The 16,406-nt window shown below is 70.6% G+C and carries 17 protein-coding genes and 1 other RNA gene; 3 read left to right on the top strand and 15 right to left on the bottom strand.

The features are described from left to right. Nucleotides 1-39 precede the first annotated feature (39 nt). The 6 genes from IAI59_RS11130 to IAI59_RS11105 form a co-directional block, all read right to left on the bottom strand. Complete coding sequence (locus IAI59_RS11130) at nt 40-2,520, bottom strand: choice-of-anchor I family protein (protein WP_207417334.1); 2,481 nt, start codon at nt 2,518-2,520, stop codon at nt 40-42. Between the two features lie 97 nt (nt 2,521-2,617). Continuing rightward, on the bottom strand, nt 2,618-3,439 hold the full coding sequence (locus tag IAI59_RS11125; RefSeq protein ID WP_207417335.1) for a TIGR00282 family metallophosphoesterase: 822 nt from the start codon (nt 3,437-3,439) through the stop codon (nt 2,618-2,620). Nucleotides 3,440-3,450: 11 nt separating this feature from the next. Continuing rightward, on the bottom strand, nt 3,451-4,023 hold the full coding sequence (locus tag IAI59_RS11120; protein ID WP_207417336.1) for a 5-formyltetrahydrofolate cyclo-ligase: 573 nt from the start codon (nt 4,021-4,023) through the stop codon (nt 3,451-3,453). 7 nt (nt 4,024-4,030) lie between these two features. Further along, nucleotides 4,031-4,186: non-coding RNA, 6S RNA (ssrS, locus tag IAI59_RS11115), on the bottom strand. Between the two features lie 8 nt (nt 4,187-4,194). Continuing rightward, complete coding sequence (zapA, locus tag IAI59_RS11110) at nt 4,195-4,521, bottom strand: cell division protein ZapA (protein WP_207417337.1); 327 nt, start codon at nt 4,519-4,521, stop codon at nt 4,195-4,197. A gap of 2 nt (nt 4,522-4,523) precedes the next feature. Next, nucleotides 4,524-4,886 (bottom strand): hypothetical protein, encoded by a 363-nt coding sequence (locus tag IAI59_RS11105; protein WP_207417339.1) that lies wholly within the window; start codon nt 4,884-4,886, stop codon nt 4,524-4,526. Between the two features lie 183 nt (nt 4,887-5,069). Between IAI59_RS11105 and IAI59_RS11100 the strand changes: the two genes are divergently transcribed. Both IAI59_RS11100 and thiE read left to right on the top strand, forming a co-directional pair. Continuing rightward, a complete protein-coding gene (locus IAI59_RS11100) occupies nt 5,070-5,552 on the top strand; it encodes a hypothetical protein (RefSeq protein WP_207417341.1) in 483 nt (160 codons plus the stop codon). 74 nt (nt 5,553-5,626) lie between these two features. Next, on the top strand, nt 5,627-6,262 hold the full coding sequence (thiE, locus tag IAI59_RS11095; RefSeq protein ID WP_207417342.1) for a thiamine phosphate synthase: 636 nt from the start codon (nt 5,627-5,629) through the stop codon (nt 6,260-6,262). 69 nt (nt 6,263-6,331) lie between these two features. On the opposite strand, the gene IAI59_RS11090 is transcribed toward thiE, so the two are convergent. From IAI59_RS11090 to IAI59_RS11065, 6 genes are all read right to left on the bottom strand, one after another. Continuing rightward, nucleotides 6,332-7,021: a CHAP domain-containing protein gene (locus IAI59_RS11090; RefSeq protein WP_237181112.1), complete on the bottom strand. Its 690-nt coding sequence runs from the start codon at nt 7,019-7,021 to the stop codon at nt 6,332-6,334. A gap of 384 nt (nt 7,022-7,405) precedes the next feature. Then, nucleotides 7,406-7,756: a RidA family protein gene (locus IAI59_RS11085; protein ID WP_207417344.1), complete on the bottom strand. Its 351-nt coding sequence runs from the start codon at nt 7,754-7,756 to the stop codon at nt 7,406-7,408. 78 nt (nt 7,757-7,834) lie between these two features. Next, nucleotides 7,835-9,082 carry an MFS transporter gene (locus IAI59_RS11080; RefSeq protein ID WP_272874646.1) on the bottom strand — a complete coding sequence of 416 codons (1,248 nt, stop codon included), beginning with the start codon at nt 9,080-9,082 and terminating at the stop codon, nt 7,835-7,837. A gap of 1 nt (nt 9,083) precedes the next feature. Beyond that, entirely contained in the window at nt 9,084-9,500 is a 417-nt protein-coding gene (locus IAI59_RS11075; RefSeq protein ID WP_207417346.1) for a hypothetical protein, read from the bottom strand. A gap of 61 nt (nt 9,501-9,561) precedes the next feature. Beyond that, the gene (locus tag IAI59_RS11070; RefSeq protein WP_207417347.1) at nt 9,562-10,074 is read right to left on the bottom strand and encodes a hypothetical protein; all 513 of its coding nucleotides are present in this window, start codon (nt 10,072-10,074) and stop codon (nt 9,562-9,564) included. A 33-nt stretch (nt 10,075-10,107) separates the two neighbouring features. Continuing rightward, entirely contained in the window at nt 10,108-10,965 is an 858-nt protein-coding gene (locus tag IAI59_RS11065) for a LysR family transcriptional regulator (protein ID WP_207417349.1), read from the bottom strand. 105 nt (nt 10,966-11,070) lie between these two features. On the opposite strand from IAI59_RS11065, the gene IAI59_RS11060 reads away from it, so the two are divergent. Then, nucleotides 11,071-12,063, top strand: coding sequence for a bile acid:sodium symporter family protein (locus IAI59_RS11060; protein ID WP_207417350.1), 993 nt, complete (start codon nt 11,071-11,073; stop codon nt 12,061-12,063). Nucleotides 12,064-12,100: 37 nt separating this feature from the next. Here the strand turns inward: IAI59_RS11060 and IAI59_RS11055 are convergent, their stop codons facing one another. From IAI59_RS11055 to IAI59_RS11045, 3 genes are all read right to left on the bottom strand, one after another. Continuing rightward, nucleotides 12,101-12,457 (bottom strand): hypothetical protein, encoded by a 357-nt coding sequence (locus IAI59_RS11055; protein ID WP_207417351.1) that lies wholly within the window; start codon nt 12,455-12,457, stop codon nt 12,101-12,103. 186 nt (nt 12,458-12,643) lie between these two features. Continuing rightward, on the bottom strand, nt 12,644-14,299 hold the full coding sequence (locus IAI59_RS11050) for a hydantoinase B/oxoprolinase family protein (RefSeq protein WP_207417352.1): 1,656 nt from the start codon (nt 14,297-14,299) through the stop codon (nt 12,644-12,646). Further along, entirely contained in the window at nt 14,296-16,383 is a 2,088-nt protein-coding gene (locus IAI59_RS11045) for a hydantoinase/oxoprolinase family protein (RefSeq protein ID WP_207417353.1), read from the bottom strand. The genes IAI59_RS11050 and IAI59_RS11045 overlap by 4 nt, the downstream gene beginning before the upstream one ends. Nucleotides 16,384-16,406 lie beyond the last annotated feature (23 nt).

Raw genomic sequence — 16,406 nt, 5'->3', positions numbered from 1 at the left:
CCCGGCGCGGCGGGGCCGTTCCCCGCCGCGCCCGGAGCGTCACAGGATGGAAACGCCGTCCGACAGGATGCCGTTCAGGTGGCCCGCCGCTTCCGCCGAGGCCAGGAAGTCGTAGGCCAGCGCGTCGCGCGTCATGCCGCCCTGCAGGTTGGCGGCATGCAAGGCCGCCCCCTCGGCATCGCCCGTCCGGCCCAGCACGCCCTCGTACAGCCAGGCGACGTAGCCGGCGTCCGACAGCCCGGCGGTGCGGATGCCGAATTCCTGCGAGGCCGCGATCGCGCTCACCAGCCCGGCTTCGCTGAGGCCCGCATCCATCCGGCCATCGAAAGAAGCCAGACCGGCCAGCTCCGGCGCACGGCCCAGCAGGCCCTGGAAGCTGTGGGCGATCCAGGCCATCTCGGCATCCACCGTGGCAATGCCGGCCGCCGCCGCGCCGGTCGGGTCCGTCTTCGCCTCGGCCGAGCCGGCGATCGCGGCGGCAACGCCCGCGAGGTCCGCCTGTGCCGGGGCGCGCCAGAAGCCCAGCTCGGCATCGGAAGCGACGCGGCCGAGCACGGTCTCGTACAACCGCCCGACCACCGCGCCGGTGTCCAGGCCGGCCAGCGCCGCCTTGCTTTCGCCGGACGCCAGCATCCCGCCAGCGACGTCGGCCAGCCCGCCTTCCTCCAGCCGGTCAGCCCAGAATGACAACCCGGCGGCATCCGCCTCACGCCCCAGCAGGGCGCGGTACAGGCCGGCCACCTGTGCGCCGGCGCTGTCGCCCGTGAAGGCGATGGTGCTGTCCACCAGCTTCACCGCCTCGATGCCGGCGAAGGTCGTGGTGCTGGCGGCGTCGGCCCAGGACAGGCTGACGGCAGCGCCGCCCGCATCGCGCCCAAGGGTGGCATTGCCCAGCGACAGGTCATCGAAGCGCAGCGTGTCGCGCCCCTCGCCACCCTGCACGATGTCCTGCCCGCGCGAGCCGAAGATCAGATCATCGCCGCCGCCCGCCGCGATGGCGTCATTGCCCGCGGTGCCGCGCAGCACCTCCGCGGCCTCGGACCCCAGGATGGGGAAGTTCAGGCGAATGCCGGTGGTGATGCCGTCGCCCTCGCTGGGTGCGATCAGCATGGGGCCGCCGATGCCGGCGGGCGCATCCGCTGCCGGCACGAAGGTCACAACCTCCGGGGCGTCGCCGGTTTGCACCAGCCCGGCATAGGACACGGCATCCGGCGCGTCGATGCGGAAGGCCATTACGGAGTCCGAACGCTCCAGCGCCACGAAGGCATAGAGCTTGCCGTCCACCCGACCGAGGGTGACGCTTTCCGGCTCCGGCCCCTTGTCGTCCGAGCGGCCGTCATCCAGCAGCGCGGGGAAGTCGCGCGCCAGGATGCGCTCCATCAGGTCGCCGGAGTCATAGACCTGCTTCAGGCCATCCTCGCCCACTTCCCAGATGGACATGCTGCGGCCGCCAAGGGCGTAAAGGACATCGATGTCGCCATCGCCATCGACGTCGCCATCCACCTTGGACACCGTCAGCCGGCCGAGCGCCGTGTTGGCCTTCAGCGCGGCCACGGCGGCGGCACCGCCGAAGCTCGCCTCGTCCAGCGTCAGGCTGCCGATCCGGGCCGTATCGCTATAGGCGCCGTATTCACGCGCGTCGCCTTCATTGGCGGTGACCAGGTAGGTCTTGCCGTTGACCTCGAAGTTGGCGATGCCGTCCGGCATGTAGAGGCCCTTGACCGGCACTTGGCGGATGTTCACGCCGCCGTCGCGGTCCGACGGGTCCATGCCGTAGCCCGCGATCGAGTGGTCCTTGGCGCCCAGCGCGAAGACATCGGTGAAGGTGCCGGTCGCGATATTCAGCACGGCAATGGCGTTGTTTTCCTGCAGCGTCACATAGGCCTTGGTGCCGTCCGCGGAGATGGTGGTGTATTCCGGCTCCAGATCCTCGGCCGCCGTGGCGCCGGCCTTGATGCGGACGCCGGCGTCGCGCAGCGCCGCCGCGTCGAAGGTATCGAAGCCGGCGAAGGTGGTGGCGAAGGTGGCGGTATCGACGATGGCAAGACCGCCGGGCGCGTCGCGCAGCGTGCCGGCCGGCACCTGGGCGGTGTCGTAATCGGAGGGCTGGCCCTCGATCGTCACCAGCAGCTTGCCGCCATCGGGGGTGAAGACGATCTGATCCGGCGTGGCGCCCACCTGGATGGTCTGCGCCAGCGTGGCGCCGGTTCCGGCGGCGTCGAGCTTGTACAGCGCCACCTGGCCCGGAAGGCCATTGGTGGCGCCCTCGTAGGCCACCGCGAGCTGGTCACCCTTCACGGCGACGCTGGTGCCACCGATGCTGCTGGTGATGCCGGCGGCGGTGCCAGGCAGGCTGAAGCGCAACGCGCCGGAAGCGGCGTCCAGAGCATCCACGCCATCCGGCCCCAGGATGAACACCAGTTTGCGGGTGGCATCATAAGCCGAGACCTCGGCGCCGCCGGCGGCAGTCAGGCCGGTGTTGGTGCGGTACAAGGTGGTGCCGGTAATGCTGAAGGACATGCTGCTCTGGATCCTGAGGACGACGAGCAGCGGCTATCCGAATGACGTGTCCGTCATCTTACGTCCAGATGACGAATCGGTGACAGCGGTGGCCCGGTCAGAAATCTGGCATGGCTTGCGAAAGCTTGCCGCCCAGCCGGACCGGCGCCAGCCGCAACGCCAGGCCCGTGGCATCGTCGGTTTCGACGAACAGGCCGGACAAGCTGGCGGGCCCCTCGGCGGGCGCCAGCTTTTCCCCCGGAACCTTCTTCCAGAAGCGCAGCGAGGCCGGGCCCTTCTGCATGCCGATGACGCTGTCGTAATCGCCGCACATGCCGGCATCGGTCATGTAGGCCGTGCCGCCTTCCAGAATGCGGTAATCGCCGCTGGGCACATGGGTATGGGTGCCGATCACCAGGCTGGCGCGGCCGTCAAAGCTGTGCGCCATGGCCATCTTCTCGCTGCTCGCCTCGGCGTGGATATCCACCAGCACGGCCTGCACGCCGCCGCCGGCACCAAGGCGGTGCGCCGCCAGGGCACCCTGCACCGCGCGGAACGGGTCGTCCAAGGGCTCCATGAACAGCCGCCCCATGGCGTTGACCACCAGCGCCTTGCGGCCACCGGGCACGTCCACCACCGTGCTGCCACGCCCCGGCGTGCCGGGCGGGTAGTTGAGCGGGCGGATCAGCCGCGGCTCGCCATCGATGAACCCAACGATCTCCTTGCGGTCCCAGCTGTGGTTGCCGAGCGTCAGCACATCCGCGCCAGCCGCGAGAAAGGCGCGCACCATGTCGGGGCTGACGCCGAAGCCATGGCTGGCATTCTCGACGTTCACGACCACGAGGTCAGCTTTCAACGCCGCACGCAAGGCGGGCAGTTCGCCAGTGACCGCATCGCGGCCGGCACGGCCCACGACATCGCCGAGAAACAGAATGCGCAAGAGGCAGAGACCTATGGTTCGGTGCGGAGGAAGCCGGCTTCGGTGGCGATGCCGTGCAGCGGCACGTCGTGCGCGCCGGCAGGCACCTTTGCCACCTGCTGCCCGGCAAAGGCAACGCCCAGTGCCCAGGCGCCGGGCAGCCCCGCCAGCGTGCGGTCGTAGTAGCCGCCGCCATAGCCGAGCCGCCGGCCCGCCGCATCGAACGCCAGCAACGGCACCAGCAGGGCGGCGGGGACTACGACCGGCGCGTCATCCGGCGGAACGGAGGTGCCGAAACGGCCCGGGACAAGCGGCGCACCGAACCGCCAGCGGCGGAAAACGAGTGGCTGGCCACGCGGTGGCGTGACCGGCAGGGCCAGGGTGTGTCCGGCATCCTGCAAGGCCAGCATCAGGGGCCGGATGTCGATCTCGTCGCCTATAGGCCAGAAGCCGGCGACAACGGCCCCGGCCGGTGGGGCGCAGTGACGGAGCACCACCGCCGCCAGCGCCGCGCCGGCACCGGGCTGCACGAGTGCTCCGCGCGCTGCCGCTGCCGAGCGGCGCAGGGCCGCCTTGGCACGCGCCAAGTCTTCCGGATTACTCATGAAAGGAGGTGGAGCCACCCTGGCCGTTGGCGGGTTTATCCTCCTGAGACCTGCTTAAACAGGTGGGCGCCAGGTAGCCGGACCAAGGCCCGGCCAGAGCCAGCTCCCGGAGGGTGCTTATTGGCCCCGGGGATATGAAGCCTGACGAACCGGGCAGCTCCGCAGCAGTAATTAGGGTCGCTCCAGCCCGTCCGCAATGGCCTCGATCTTCTCGGCCACGCGTGCCAGCCGCTCGGCCAGCTTGGGATCGGTGGCGGCGCCCCCCGGCTGGCCGGCGCGGGCGTGGGAGAGTTCCACCCGCAGGTCGTGCAGTTCATCCGCCAGCAGCAGGGAGGCCAAGAGCAACAGCCGGCTTTCACCGAACTGCCCGCCCATGGCACGGATCGAGCCGACGCGGCGGTCCACCTCCGCCGCCAATGCGATCAGGTGGCCTTCCTGGCCGTCCTCGCAGGAAACGGGATGCGTGTAGCCGCCGATGCGGACCGTGACCTGACCCAAAATCAGCGCTCCTGGTCGGTGTGGGGGGTGGGCTGCGGCGTGGCGGGCAAGCCATCCTCGTCCGCAACCGCATCCGCAGGGGGCTCCGGCGGCGATACCGGTGCCGCCGGCTCAGGCGGCACGTCCGGTTCCGTCACCCCGGGGCCCGGCGGCAGGCCATCTTCCGAATCGGTGTCGGCATCGGCGTCGTCCAGCTCGGCCAGCGCGGCGCGCAGGCGCAGCACCGTGCCGTCCAGCCGCCCGGCCAGTTCGGCCACGCGCGCGGCGGGCACGCCCTCCACCGGGCGTGGACGGCCCGCCGCTTCGGCCAGGCGGCCGACCGCGCGTTCCAGCCGTGCCGCAGCCTCGCTTACCGCGTCGCTCATGCCGCCGTCCTCGTCATGGTCCCGGCGCTGCGGCGCGGGACCGTGGAAACCAAGTTTGCCGCGCCGGCCCAGCCGGCCCTGCGCGGTCTCGCGATGTCCTGCATTGCCCCAGGCTTTACGCGCGCGCTACGGCCAGGGTCAACGCCACCGGCACCCCGCCAGGTGCCCGAACAAGGATGATGCGTGAAATCGTCGTCTGCGACCAGTGCCGCAGCCCTCCAGACCTGGGCACCGGCCCTGCTGGTGCATGATGCCGCGCAGCTCGCCGCCGCCCTGGTCGTGGCGGCGCCGATGCTCGCGCCTGACCGGCCGCTGCCGCTGGTGACGGCGCGGGAGGCCGCCGCCGTTCTGGCGCCGGACCTGCAGCTGGCCATGCTGGCGGCCGGCAGCACCGGCATTCCGGTGGATTGCATCCCCGTGGTCGATTGCGGCGCCGCCCCGGGCCACGCGCTGGAAGCGCTGCGGGCCGGCGCCCCCGTTGTGGTGCTGTCCGCGCAATGCCCGGCCTGGAACAGCGTGCGCAGCGTGGCGGCGGAACTGCGGGCCCTGCTGATGCCCGCACCGCCCCCGGCGCTGGACCTGCGGGGCTGGCGGGCAAGCAGCGCCTTCGGCACCGGCCGGCTCCGGGCTTGGCTGGCGGGTGACACCGTTAAACCCCTCCGCTAGACCGCCGCAGCAATCCGCAGCCAGAAGGGCCCTGCCGCATGACGCCGAACCGCCGCCCGGACCGGGCCTGAGCCATGCCCGCCCGTGAGGAAGGCTGCCGCCTTTACCTGGTCACGCCGCCGGCGCTGGAGCCCCGCGCCTTCGCCGACACCCTTGCCCGCGCGCTGGATGCGGGCGACGTCGCGGCGCTGCAGCTGCGATTGAAGGACGTGGACGACGACGCGGTGAGGCGCGCGATCGACGTGCTGCGGCCGGTCGCGCAATCGCGCGATGTGGCCTTTCTTCTGAACGACCGGGCGGAGCTGGCGGCGCAAACCGGCTGCGACGGCGCCCATCTGGGCCAGGAGGATGGCGACCACGCGGCCGCGCGCAAGCTGCTGGGCAATGGCATGCTCGGCATCAGCTGCCAGAACAGCCGCCACCTGGCGATGCGCGCGGGCGAGCTGGGGGCCGACTACGTGGCCTTCGGCGCCTTCTTTCCCACCAGCACCAAGGCGGTGACGGAGCTGGCGGATGTGGAGGTGCTGGAATGGTGGTCCTCGATCTTCGAGGTCCCCTGTGTGGCGATCGGCGGCATCAATCCCGAAAACTGCGGGCCGCTGGTGCGCGCGGGCGCTGACTTCCTGGCCGTGGTCAGCGCGGTGTGGAACCACCCCGAGGGCGCCGGCGCCGGCGTGCGGGCGATGAACGCGGCCATTGCCGCTGCCTGAATGCGCGAAGGGCGGCCCGGGCGATGCCTGGGCCGCCCTTCGCGGCGGACGATGGGGGCTGGTCCGCGCTTAGCGGCGGGCGCTGCCGAGCGCGAGGTCGGCGGACACCTCGGCCAGATGGGCGGCGTGCGGCGAGGCCGGCGCCTCGGCCAGCTCCTCGAAGCCGCCGGCGCTGGCGGTCATCATGCGCTGGCCGTTGTCGGGGCGGTTATAGATGAAGCCGTAGGTCGGGTACACGCGGCCATAGGCCTCGTCGCTGCGGCCCACCTGCACGCGCACCGCGCTCCAGTCGTTGCGGTCCGAGACGTCGACCACCGAAGCGCCCCGGATGACGGTGCCCTTGCGGATGCCGGGGCCTTCCCAGTTGGCGTGGTCGATCAGGACCTCGCGGGCGCTGACGATGCGGGACACGACCGCCACATGGCCCAGGCGCATGCCGCCCGAGGACCGGAAGGCCATCACCGCGCCCCGCTCCGGACGGGAGCCACGGGCGTAGGAGCCAGCGGCACTGGCCCACCAGGTGTGGGCGTTGCCGATGATGTCCATGCCGGTCACCTGGCGGACATAAGGGACGCAGGAGATCGGACCACCGGAATAGGTGGCGGCGCGCGCCGCCAGGCCGGCCGCCGCAGACATGCGCATCGCGGGCTTGTCGGTGGTGGGCTTGCTGCTGAGGGCGGCGCTCTGCTCCACCGGGATCGCACGCTGCTGCTTCGCGGTTTCACGGCCACCACGGCTGGTCGGGGCGGCATCCGCCACCTGGGGCACCAAACCGGCGGTACCCAGAAGAACAGCCAAAGTCAGAGCCGTGGTCGAAAACCGCATGAAACCCCCTCGCGCCTAGTAGCCCCCACCGGGCCGTTGCCGGCTTCGGTGAACAAGGCGGTAGCAAAGGGTTTCAGGTGACGACAATGCGAATGCGTGTTTCAGCCGGAAATGCACTGTGATTCGGCAGTTCCAGCATCACACGGCAGTGATTAATGTGATGTTAATCCTATAACATCGGCTTGCGGCACGAAATGCAACAGTGTTGCGATGTATCTGCCACAGGGCCGGAATCGTCGTCGAGAAACAAAAACGGCGTGGCCAGGTTCCCCAGCCACACCGTTTCGTGAACCATAAAATTGAAAGTCTAGCAGGCAATCACCGGCAGGCGGTGATCATGATCTCCACCAGATGGCGCGGGTCGGCCATGTTGGCTTCCACGCAGGCGCGCACCGGGGCGCCGCCCTCCGGCAGCCACTGGGTCCACACCGCGTTCAGCGCGTCGCGGTCGCGGATGTCCTTGAGCCAGACCTGGGCCTGCAGCAGGCGGGTCTTGTCGGTGCCGTGGTTTTCCAGCAGCTCGTCGATCTTCGCCAGCACCTGCTTGGTCTGGTCCGTGACGTCCTTGGACAGGTCCTGCGCCGTGACGCCGGCCAGAAACACGAAGCCGTGGTATTCCACCGCGTTGGACAGGACCGGGTTGCTTTCGTGGCGGGTGATCTTGCTCATGGCGCACTGCGCTCCCTGGGTGGTGACGTGGGTGCCTGCTTCTAGGCTGCGGGGCACCCACCCGCAAGCCGACCGGCTTCAGCCGGGCGGTACCTCCAGCGACGCCTCGATATGCTTGATGCGCGACAGCCCCCAGGCAAACACCAGAAGCGCCAGCGCGACCATGACCATTACCGGAAGGCGCAGCCCGAAGGCCTCCCCCGCAGCACCCAGGATCAGCGCGCCGAGCGCCGGGCAGGCGCGGGTGATCATGCCCCACAACGACAGCACCCGGCCGCGCATCTCCGGCCGTGCCGCCGTTTGCGCCAGCTGCTGGGTGGAGATGCCGTGCAAGGACGCGCTGGCGCCGATCAGGGTGGCGCACAGCACGCCGAACGGAAACCACCCCGTGGCGGCGAAGCCGGCGATGGCGATGGCCTGTGCCAGCCCCGACATGATGGAGATCCGCGTGGCGCCCTGCAGCCGCCCGCGCGCCGTGAGCCAAACGCCTGACACCAGCGCGCCGACGCCGAAGCTGGCGGTCAGCAAGGCGAGCGATTCCGCTTCGCGCGCGAAGTTCCGTTCCACGAAGGGCGGCAACAGTTCCTGCACGCAGCGCAGCAGCACGCCGATCATCGCCGCATAGCCGAGCAAGGGCCCCAGGCCCGGGTGGCGCCGGACGTAATCCAGGCCTTCCCGCACCTCGCCCCAAAGGCTGCCGGTCGAGGGGTGGCCACGCCGGTGCGCCGGGTCCACCCGCATGAAGTGCATGCTGATCAGGGCCAGCGTATAGGCCGCCGCATTGCAGGCGACGGCGGGCGCCACGCCGAAGCCCGCGATCACCAGCCCCGCCAAGGCGGGGCCGATAAAGCGGGCAACGTTGAACACCAGGGAATTGCAGGCCACCGCCGCCGGCAGGTCCGCCCTGGGCACGATGCCGGACAGCAGGGTTTGCCGTGCCGGCTGCAGGAAGCTGGCGGCCGTGCCGCTGGCAAGCTCCAGCGCCACCAGGTATTCCAAACGCATCTGCCCCGTCGCCACCAGGGTGGCGACCGTCGCCGCCTCGCAGGCGATGACGCCCTGCGCCACCGTGGTAAGCCGCACCCGGTCCAGCCGGTCCGCCACGGCACCCGCCACCGGGCTGATCAGCGCCGCCGGCGCCAGGTCGCTGAAGGCGACGATGCCGACCCAGAAGGCGCTGTGGGTCAGCTCCCAGGCCAGCCAGCCGACGGCGATGCGGTGCATCCACAGCCCCGTCCAGGCCACCATGCTGCCGCCAAAAAAGATGCGGGCGTTGCGCGTCGCCAGGGCGCGGCCAAGCGCCCCGAACGCCGCGAAGGATGGCAGCTCAGCGGACCCGCGCGCGCCTTGCCGGCGGGGCGGGTGCCGGCGCGGGCGCCGGATCGGCCACCGCGGGCGCCGGGGCGGCGGCGGGCGTCGGCGCCGCGGCGGCGGCATTGGCGCCGCGCACGCAATCCTCGACCAGCCGGCTTTGCTCGAAGCGTGACGACAGGCGCTGGGTGCTCATCGAGCCCGCCACGGTGTCCGTGAAGGCACCCGCACCGATTCGCGCCTCGGCCTCGTCGGTGCGCATCAGCTGGCCACGGTCGCGATAGCGCATGGCACGCTCGGCATCCTGGCGGCAGGCGGCGTTGGTCGCGTCCTGCTGGCGCTGCTCGCCGGAGCGGGGCGCACCGGCGGGGCCGGCGCCGGCACCAGCACAGGCACCCAGTAGCAGCAGCATAGAGAAAGCGAGGGGTTTCATGGCACGCTCCGGGGCCGGCGGATGGGACCGGAACGCGCCACGGGCCTGGCCGTGGCACGGATCAGCCCGCGTCCACCCCCCTGCCCGCCGCGACCCCGGCGATACGACGCGACAATAGCCGCTTCATCTCGGTTTCGTCGAACCGCCCCGCCGCGTCCAGCCCCTGCGTGGCAGCGGCGGCCAGCAAAGCGGGGTGCAACTCGATCCCGTCGGCGCCGATCGCGAAAAGCCCGGTCATCCAGCGCGCCCGCCCCAGCAGCTCGATCAGCGCCAGCAGGCGAAGGCAGAGCGCCAGGCCGGGCAGCGTTTGCAGGTCGGCCAGCCGGTCCACCGCCTCGGCCCAGCAGGCGGCATCGGCATCGGCGAGGGTCAGCACCGGGCCAGGGGCGCCGTCGTCCAGAAAGCGCAGGGTACGGTGCGGCCCCCAGTGTTCGGCGCTCGCGGCGGCACGGGCGACATCCCAGCCCAGGCTGAGGTCGCGGGGCGCGACGGCGGGCAACTGTTCGGGCCGGCAGGGAATGGCGTAGTGCAGCGCGCCGTCCGGCGCGCGCGCCACGCGGATCGCGGTGGGCATGGGCGGCAAGATGGGGTGCCACCCCCTGCCCTGCTAGCCCTCGGCCCGCAGCCGCCCGGCATTCTCCAGGATGGCATCCATCAGGGCCCGGGCCGGGCGGTGCTGCGGTCCGGGACCGATCACGACGAACTCGATCTCGCCCAGCGCCGGCAGGTGGCGGGATGGCGGCAGCGGCGCGAGCCCCGGCGGCACCAGCCGCGCCGAATGGGCCGTCACCCCCAATCCGGCCAGCGCCGCCGCCCGCAACCCGCTGAGGCTGCCGCTGGTGCAGGCCACCCGCCATGCGCGCCCGGCGCGTTGCAGGGCATCCAGGCAATGGGCGCGGGTGATGCTGGGCGGCGGAAACAGCACCAGTGGCAGCGGTAGCGCCGGGTCGGGCCGGAGGCCGGGGCGGCCGATCCAGGCCAGCGGCTCCTGCCAGGCGCTTTCGCCGCGCGGGTCGGTGCCGCGCCGCTTCACCAGGATCACATCCAGCTCGCCCGCGTCATAGCGTTCGTACAGCAGCCCGCTCAGCCCCACCGTCAGTTCGAGGTCGACGCCGTCGTGCGCCAGGCCGAATTCCGCGAGCACCTCGGGCAGCCGGGAATAGGCGAAGTCCTCCGACGCCCCGAGCCGGATCCGCCCGCGCAGCGAGGAACCAGCGAGGTGCCGCTCCATGCGGTCCTGCGCATCCAGGATGCGGCGCGCGAAGCCGCACAGCGCATCGCCATCCGGCGTCAGCGCCACGGAATGGGTGTCGCGGGCAAACAGGCTGCGGCGGACCTGGTCTTCCAGCCGGCGGACATGCTGGCTGACAGTGGATTGCCGCAACCCGAGCCGCCGCGCGGCTTCCGTGAAGCTGCGCGTTTCCGCCACCGCCAGAAACGATCGGAGCAGATCGGGGTGCACCATGACGAATGGTTATCATGGATCGCGATGACTCATATCGGAAACATACGCTTCATGAATAAGAGCAGTGGGGCGTATGGAAGCGGCAACCACGAAGGTTCCTGCACCATGCGCCTGCTTCGCCGGCTACCGATCGACCGTTTTCTGCTGATGCTCGTCGCCACCGTGGCGCTGGCGGCGTTGCTGCCGGCACGCGGCACGGCGGCGGAAGGAGTGGGCGCACTGGCCTCGGTCGCCGTGGCGCTGCTGTTCTTCATCTACGGCGCCAAGCTGGCGCCCAAGGCGGTGGTCGAGGGCCTGTTGCATTGGCGCCTGCAGGCCCTGGTGCTCGGCAGCACCTTTGTGCTGTTTCCCTTGCTCGGCCTGCTGGCCACCGCTCTTCTGGGGCGCTGGATCGGGCCGGGCCTGTCGCTCGGCCTGCTGTTCCTGTGCGTGCTGCCGTCCACGGTGCAGTCCTCGATCGCCTTCACATCCGTGGCGCGCGGCAATGTGCCGGCGGCGCTGTGCTGCGCGTCGGTGTCCAACCTCCTGGGCATGGTGCTGACACCGGCTCTGGTGGCGCTGCTGCTGCAAACCAAGGGCGCCGGCTTCAGCACGGATGCGCTGCGCGACATCGGGCTGCACCTGCTGCTGCCGTTTCTGGTCGGCCAGGCGGCACGCCCCTTGATCGGCGGCTTCATCAGCCGGCACAAGCTGCTGACCTCGGTGGTGGACCGCGGCTCCATCCTGCTGGTGGTGTATGCGGCCTTCAGCGAGGGCGTGGTGTCCGGCATCTGGCACCAGGTAGACCCGGCCAGCCTGCTGGTGGTCGCCCTGGCGGATATGGCGATCCTGGGCATCGTCCTGAGCGTCACCATGCTGGCCGCGAGACGGCTTGGCTTCGGCAAGGCGGACGAGATCGTGATCGTTTTCTGCGGGTCCAAGAAAAGCCTGGCGAGCGGCGTGCCGATGGCCAGCATCCTGTTTCCCGGCCACCCCGTGGGGCTGCTGGTGCTGCCGCTGATGCTGTTCCACCAGATCCAGCTCTTCGCCTGCGCCGCGCTGGCACAGCGCTATGCCCGGCGGGACGAGATGCCCAAGGGCGCCCTGCCCGCCGAGTAACTCCCGGGGCACGTGGCCGCGCCCCGGGCCCCGCCGTTCAGCGCGGCTGGCTCGCGCTCACCTTGTCGAGCAATGCGGATGCCGCGTTCACGCAAGCCTGCATCGGCTCGTTCTCGGCGCAGCGCACATGCAGCTCCGTGTCACCCTTCTCGATATGGAAGGACGCGGCGCGCGACGGCGGCGGGCCACCGTGGAACGGGCCCGGACCGCCCATCGGCCCGCGCATGCCGGGGCCACCCGCGCCGCGCATGCCTGGGCCGCCGGGGGGCGGCGGCGGCGGGGTGTCGGCCTGCGCCTGGGGGGCGGGGGGCGGCGGTGCGGCCGTCTGTGCCAGGGCCACGCCGGTGGCGCCCATCAGCATCAGGCCGGCGCCGAGCATCACGAACTTCCTCATGGCATCTCCTTGCGGTCAGCTGCGCCGGCTTCCCGGAAATGGGGCCGGCGTCGCCTGATCCGTACCAGCGCCATAACGTGGCGTCTTGGATGGAGTTGTTATCTATTGTTTCCAGCCAAGCTCTACGTTGAGGCCACGCAGAACCCACGCCATCGGAACGTGACTTTTACTTTATCTTTCGCGCCTTTATTCCGCCGCGATACTGCCATGGCGGGCGGCGGTCTCGGCTGAAATCAGCCCGTCCCGCAGGTCCGCCGAAACCCGGCCCCTGTCCCGCGCCGCCGGCTCGCCGAGGCCGCCACCGCCGGGCGTCAGCACCACCAGCCGCTCCCCCGGCGGGATGACCTGCAGCCCCTTGCCGCGCAACGCCGCGCCGGAGCCAAGCCCGACATAGCCCGCAGCGCCGTCCCCGCCGCCATCCCGGCCGCGCGGCGGGAACTGGATGCGGTCGAACGCCGCCAGCAGCTCAAAGGGCGCGTTGTCGCGGTTCTCGATCTCCATGACCTGGCCCAGGCCGCCGCGCGTGCGCCCGGCGCCGCCAGAATCCGCCCGCAGCTCCTTGCGCCAGAACATCAGCGGCGACTGGATCTCCGCGATCTCGACCGGCGTGCCGGCGACGCCCGAGGGATAGGCGGTGGCCGATAGCCCGTCCTGCCGCGGCCGCGCGCCGGTGCCGCCGTTGGTGGTGATGGTCATGGCGTAGCCGTGGTTGGGGCCATGGCCTGCCGGCCGCGCGCCGCGCACCACGATGTTCCAGATGCAGGAGGTCCCTTCCGCCGGCACGCGGTCGGGCAATGCCTGCCGCAGGCAGCCGAACACCATGTCCGGCAGCATCTGCCCGATGATGTGGCGCGCGGAGACCGGCGCCGGCTTCTCGGCGTTCAGGATGGCACCGACGGGCGCCGAGACGGTGAGCGGCGCCAGCGAGCCGGCATTGTTCGGGATCTCCGCCGCCACGACGCAACCGATGCCGAAGCAGGTATAGGCGGTGGTATAGGCCAGCGGCACGTTGATGCCCCGCGCCACGGCGGCGGAGGTGCCCGTGTAGTCCACATGGATGTTGCTGTCCGTGATGGTCAGCGTCGCCTGCAGCGTCAGCGGGTGGTCGTAGCCGTCGATGGTCATGCTGTGCGTCCAGCTGCCCTTTGGCAACTTGGCGATCTCGGCCAGCACGGCCTCGCGCGAACGCTCGATGATGTAGTCGGCCAGGGGTTCCAGGCTGGTGATGCCGAATTCCGCCATCATGGCGGACAGGGCGCGCACCCCCACGTCATTGCAGGCAGCCAGCGAATAGGTGTCGCCCTCCGTATCGACGGGCAGGCGCGTGTTGGCGCGGATCATCGCCATCAGCGTCTCGTTCACCGTGCCCCGGTCGATCAGCTTCAGCATGGGGATGTAGAGCCCCTCCATGAAGACGTCGCTGGCCTCGGGGCCATTGCCCAGGCCGCCGATATCCATCAGGTGGCTGGTGCAGGAGAACAGCCCCACCAGCTTGCCGTCGTGAAAGGCGGGCGTGGTGATGACGAAGTCGTTGAGATGCCCCGTGCCCATCCAGGGGTCGTTGGTGATGAAGGCGTCGCCTTCCCGCATCGTGTCCAGCGGGAAGTGGCGGATGAAGTGCTTCACCGCCTCGGCCATCGAGTTGACGTGGCCGGGCGTGCCGGTGACGGCCTGGGCCAGCATCCGCCCCTGGAGGTCGAAGATGCCGGCGGAGATGTCGCCGCATTCGCGCACGATGGGGCTGAAGGCGGTGCGGATCAGCACCTGCGCCTGCTCGCCCACCACGGCGATCAGGCGGTTCCACATGATCTGCAGGTCGATCAGGCCGGGTTGCGCGCTCATGCCGCCTTCCTTTCCATGACGATGCAGCCCGCGCCGTCGATATGCGCATCGAAGGTGGCGGAGACGAAGGTGGTCGTCTCGTCCTCCGCGATCACCAGCGGGCCGGGGATGACGGCGCCGGGCGCCATGGCGGCGCGCTGAAAGACCGGCACGTCCAGATGCGTCTCGCTACGCCCGTCGAACACCCTGCGGCGCCCACTGGCCTGCGGTGCCGGGCCTGGCGGCACGGCGGGGGCGATGGCGGGCTTTTCCACGGTGGTCGAAACCAGCACCGACCAGTTCAGTACCTCGATCGCCGCCGCCGGGATGATGCGGGCGAACTGCGCGGCGTATTCCGCCTCGAAGACGCGGCGCAGCTCCGGCACGTCGTCCGCCGTCAGCGCGCGGTTCGGCAGCGGCACGGTGATCTCGTGCCCCTGGCCGACATAGCGCATGAAGCCCATCCGCCGCTCGAACAGCGCGGCACCGCGCGCGCCGGGCTCGACCAGCGCGCGGGCGCTGGCGGCCATTTCCTCGAACAATGCCGAGACCCCTGCCCCGTCGAAGCTTCCATCGATCCGCGCGTGGCGGGAGCGCACGATCTCATAGGCCACCGGCGCGGCGAGAAAGCCCACCGCCGAGCCGACCCCGGCATTGGGCGGCACCAGCACGCGGGCAACGCCGACCTTCTCGGCCACCCGTGCCGCATGCAGCGGCGCCGCGCCACCGAAGGCGATCATGGTGTGCTGTGCGATCACCGCGCCGCGCTCCGCCGCATGCACGCGAGCGGCGCTGGCCATGTTCTCGCAAACCATCTCATACACCGCATAGGCCGACATCTCGGGCGAAAGCCCCAGCTTGCCGCCAATCTCCCGCCCCAGCGCGTCCAGCGACAGGTCGGCCCGCAGCGTCATGCTGCCGCCGGCGAAGCCTTGCGGCTCGATCAGCCCCATCGCCACGTCGGCATCCGTCACCGCCGGGCGGGTGCCGCCGCGCCCGTAGCAGGCTGGGCCAGGTACGGAGGAGGCGCTTTCCGGCCCCACCGTCACCCGCTGCATGGCATCCACCTGCGCGATGGAGCCGCCGCCGGCGCCGATCTCCACCATCTCGATCACCGGTATCTTCAGCGGCAGGCCGGAGCCTTTCATGAAGCGCGCGGTACGGTCCACCTCGAAGAAGCGCGCCGTCGCGGGCTCCCCTTGCTCGATCAGGCAGACCTTGGCGGTGGTGCCGCCCATGTCGAAGGACAGCACGCGCTGCTCGTCCGCCCGCAAGGCGACCTGGGCGGCGAAGATGGCGCCGCCCGCCGGGCCGGATTCCACCAGCCGCACCGGGAACTTCTGCGCCGTTTCCAGCGCTGTCAGCCCGCCGCCCGAGGTGACCAGGTAGGTCGCGCCCCGATATTGCCGGGCCTGCAGCGCCGCCGCCATGCGGCCGAGATAGCCTTCCATCAGCGGCTGCACATAGGCGTTGGCCACGGCGGTGGAGGTGCGCTCGTATTCCCGCACCTCCGGGCAGACCTCGTGCGCCAGGGTGATGGCGAGGTCCGGCATCAACCCCCGCAGCACCGCCGCGGCGCGCTGTTCGTGGGCCGGATTGGCATAGGCGTGCAGAAAAGCGAAGGCGACGGACTGCACGCCCGCTTCCGCCAGCCGTGGCGCCAGGGCGGCGACGGCGGCCTCATCCAGCGGCAGCCGCACGGCGCCATCGGCATCCACCCGCTCGGGCACCGTGAAGCGCAGGGCGCGCGGCACCAGCGGCTTCGGTTTCTCGATGGAAAGATCGTACTGGTCGTAGCGGCTTTCGGTGCCGATCTCGATGACGTCGCGGAAGCCCTCGGTCGCGATCAAGGCCGTGCGGGCGCCCCGGCGCTCGATGATGGCGTTGGTGGCCAGCGTCGTGCCGTGCACGAAGACGTCGATGTCGGAAAACTGCAGCCCGGCATCGCCCAGCACCAGCCCGATGCCGTCGAGCACGCCATCCTCCGGCGCCGCGGGCGTGGTCAGCACCTTGCGGGTGCGGCGGGCGCCGCCGACGTCCAGGACCACATCGGTGAAGGTGCCGCCGATATCGGCGGCGAGGCGGACGGTGGGCGAGGTCTGCAAGCTGAGGACTCCTGGCGACACAA

It is taken from the genome of Roseomonas haemaphysalidis, from assembly GCF_017355405.1.
Lineage (GTDB): Bacteria > Pseudomonadota > Alphaproteobacteria > Acetobacterales > Acetobacteraceae > Pseudoroseomonas > Pseudoroseomonas haemaphysalidis.
This window is presented reverse-complemented; position numbering and strand designations above follow the sequence as displayed.

Bases quoted from the DNA above. Each gene is read 5' to 3' on its own strand.
- IAI59_RS11070 (WP_207417347.1), bottom strand. From the start codon at position 10,074: ATGCCCACCGCGATCCGCGTGGCGCGCGCGCCGGACGGCGCGCTGCAC.
- IAI59_RS11105 (WP_207417339.1), bottom strand. From the start codon at position 4,886: ATGAGCGACGCGGTAAGCGAGGCTGCGGCACGGCTGGAACGCGCGGTC.
- IAI59_RS11085 (WP_207417344.1), bottom strand. From the start codon at position 7,756: ATGAGCAAGATCACCCGCCACGAAAGCAACCCGGTCCTGTCCAACGCG.
- IAI59_RS11055 (WP_207417351.1), bottom strand. From the start codon at position 12,457: ATGAGGAAGTTCGTGATGCTCGGCGCCGGCCTGATGCTGATGGGCGCC.
- IAI59_RS11065 (WP_207417349.1), bottom strand. From the start codon at position 10,965: ATGGTGCACCCCGATCTGCTCCGATCGTTTCTGGCGGTGGCGGAAACG.
- thiE (WP_207417342.1), top strand. From the start codon at position 5,627: ATGCCCGCCCGTGAGGAAGGCTGCCGCCTTTACCTGGTCACGCCGCCG.
- IAI59_RS11075 (WP_207417346.1), bottom strand. From the start codon at position 9,500: ATGAAACCCCTCGCTTTCTCTATGCTGCTGCTACTGGGTGCCTGTGCT.
- IAI59_RS11050 (WP_207417352.1), bottom strand. From the start codon at position 14,299: ATGAGCGCGCAACCCGGCCTGATCGACCTGCAGATCATGTGGAACCGC.
- IAI59_RS11060 (WP_207417350.1), top strand. From the start codon at position 11,071: ATGCGCCTGCTTCGCCGGCTACCGATCGACCGTTTTCTGCTGATGCTC.
- IAI59_RS11130 (WP_207417334.1), bottom strand. From the start codon at position 2,520: ATGTCCTTCAGCATTACCGGCACCACCTTGTACCGCACCAACACCGGC.
- IAI59_RS11120 (WP_207417336.1), bottom strand. From the start codon at position 4,023: ATGAGTAATCCGGAAGACTTGGCGCGTGCCAAGGCGGCCCTGCGCCGC.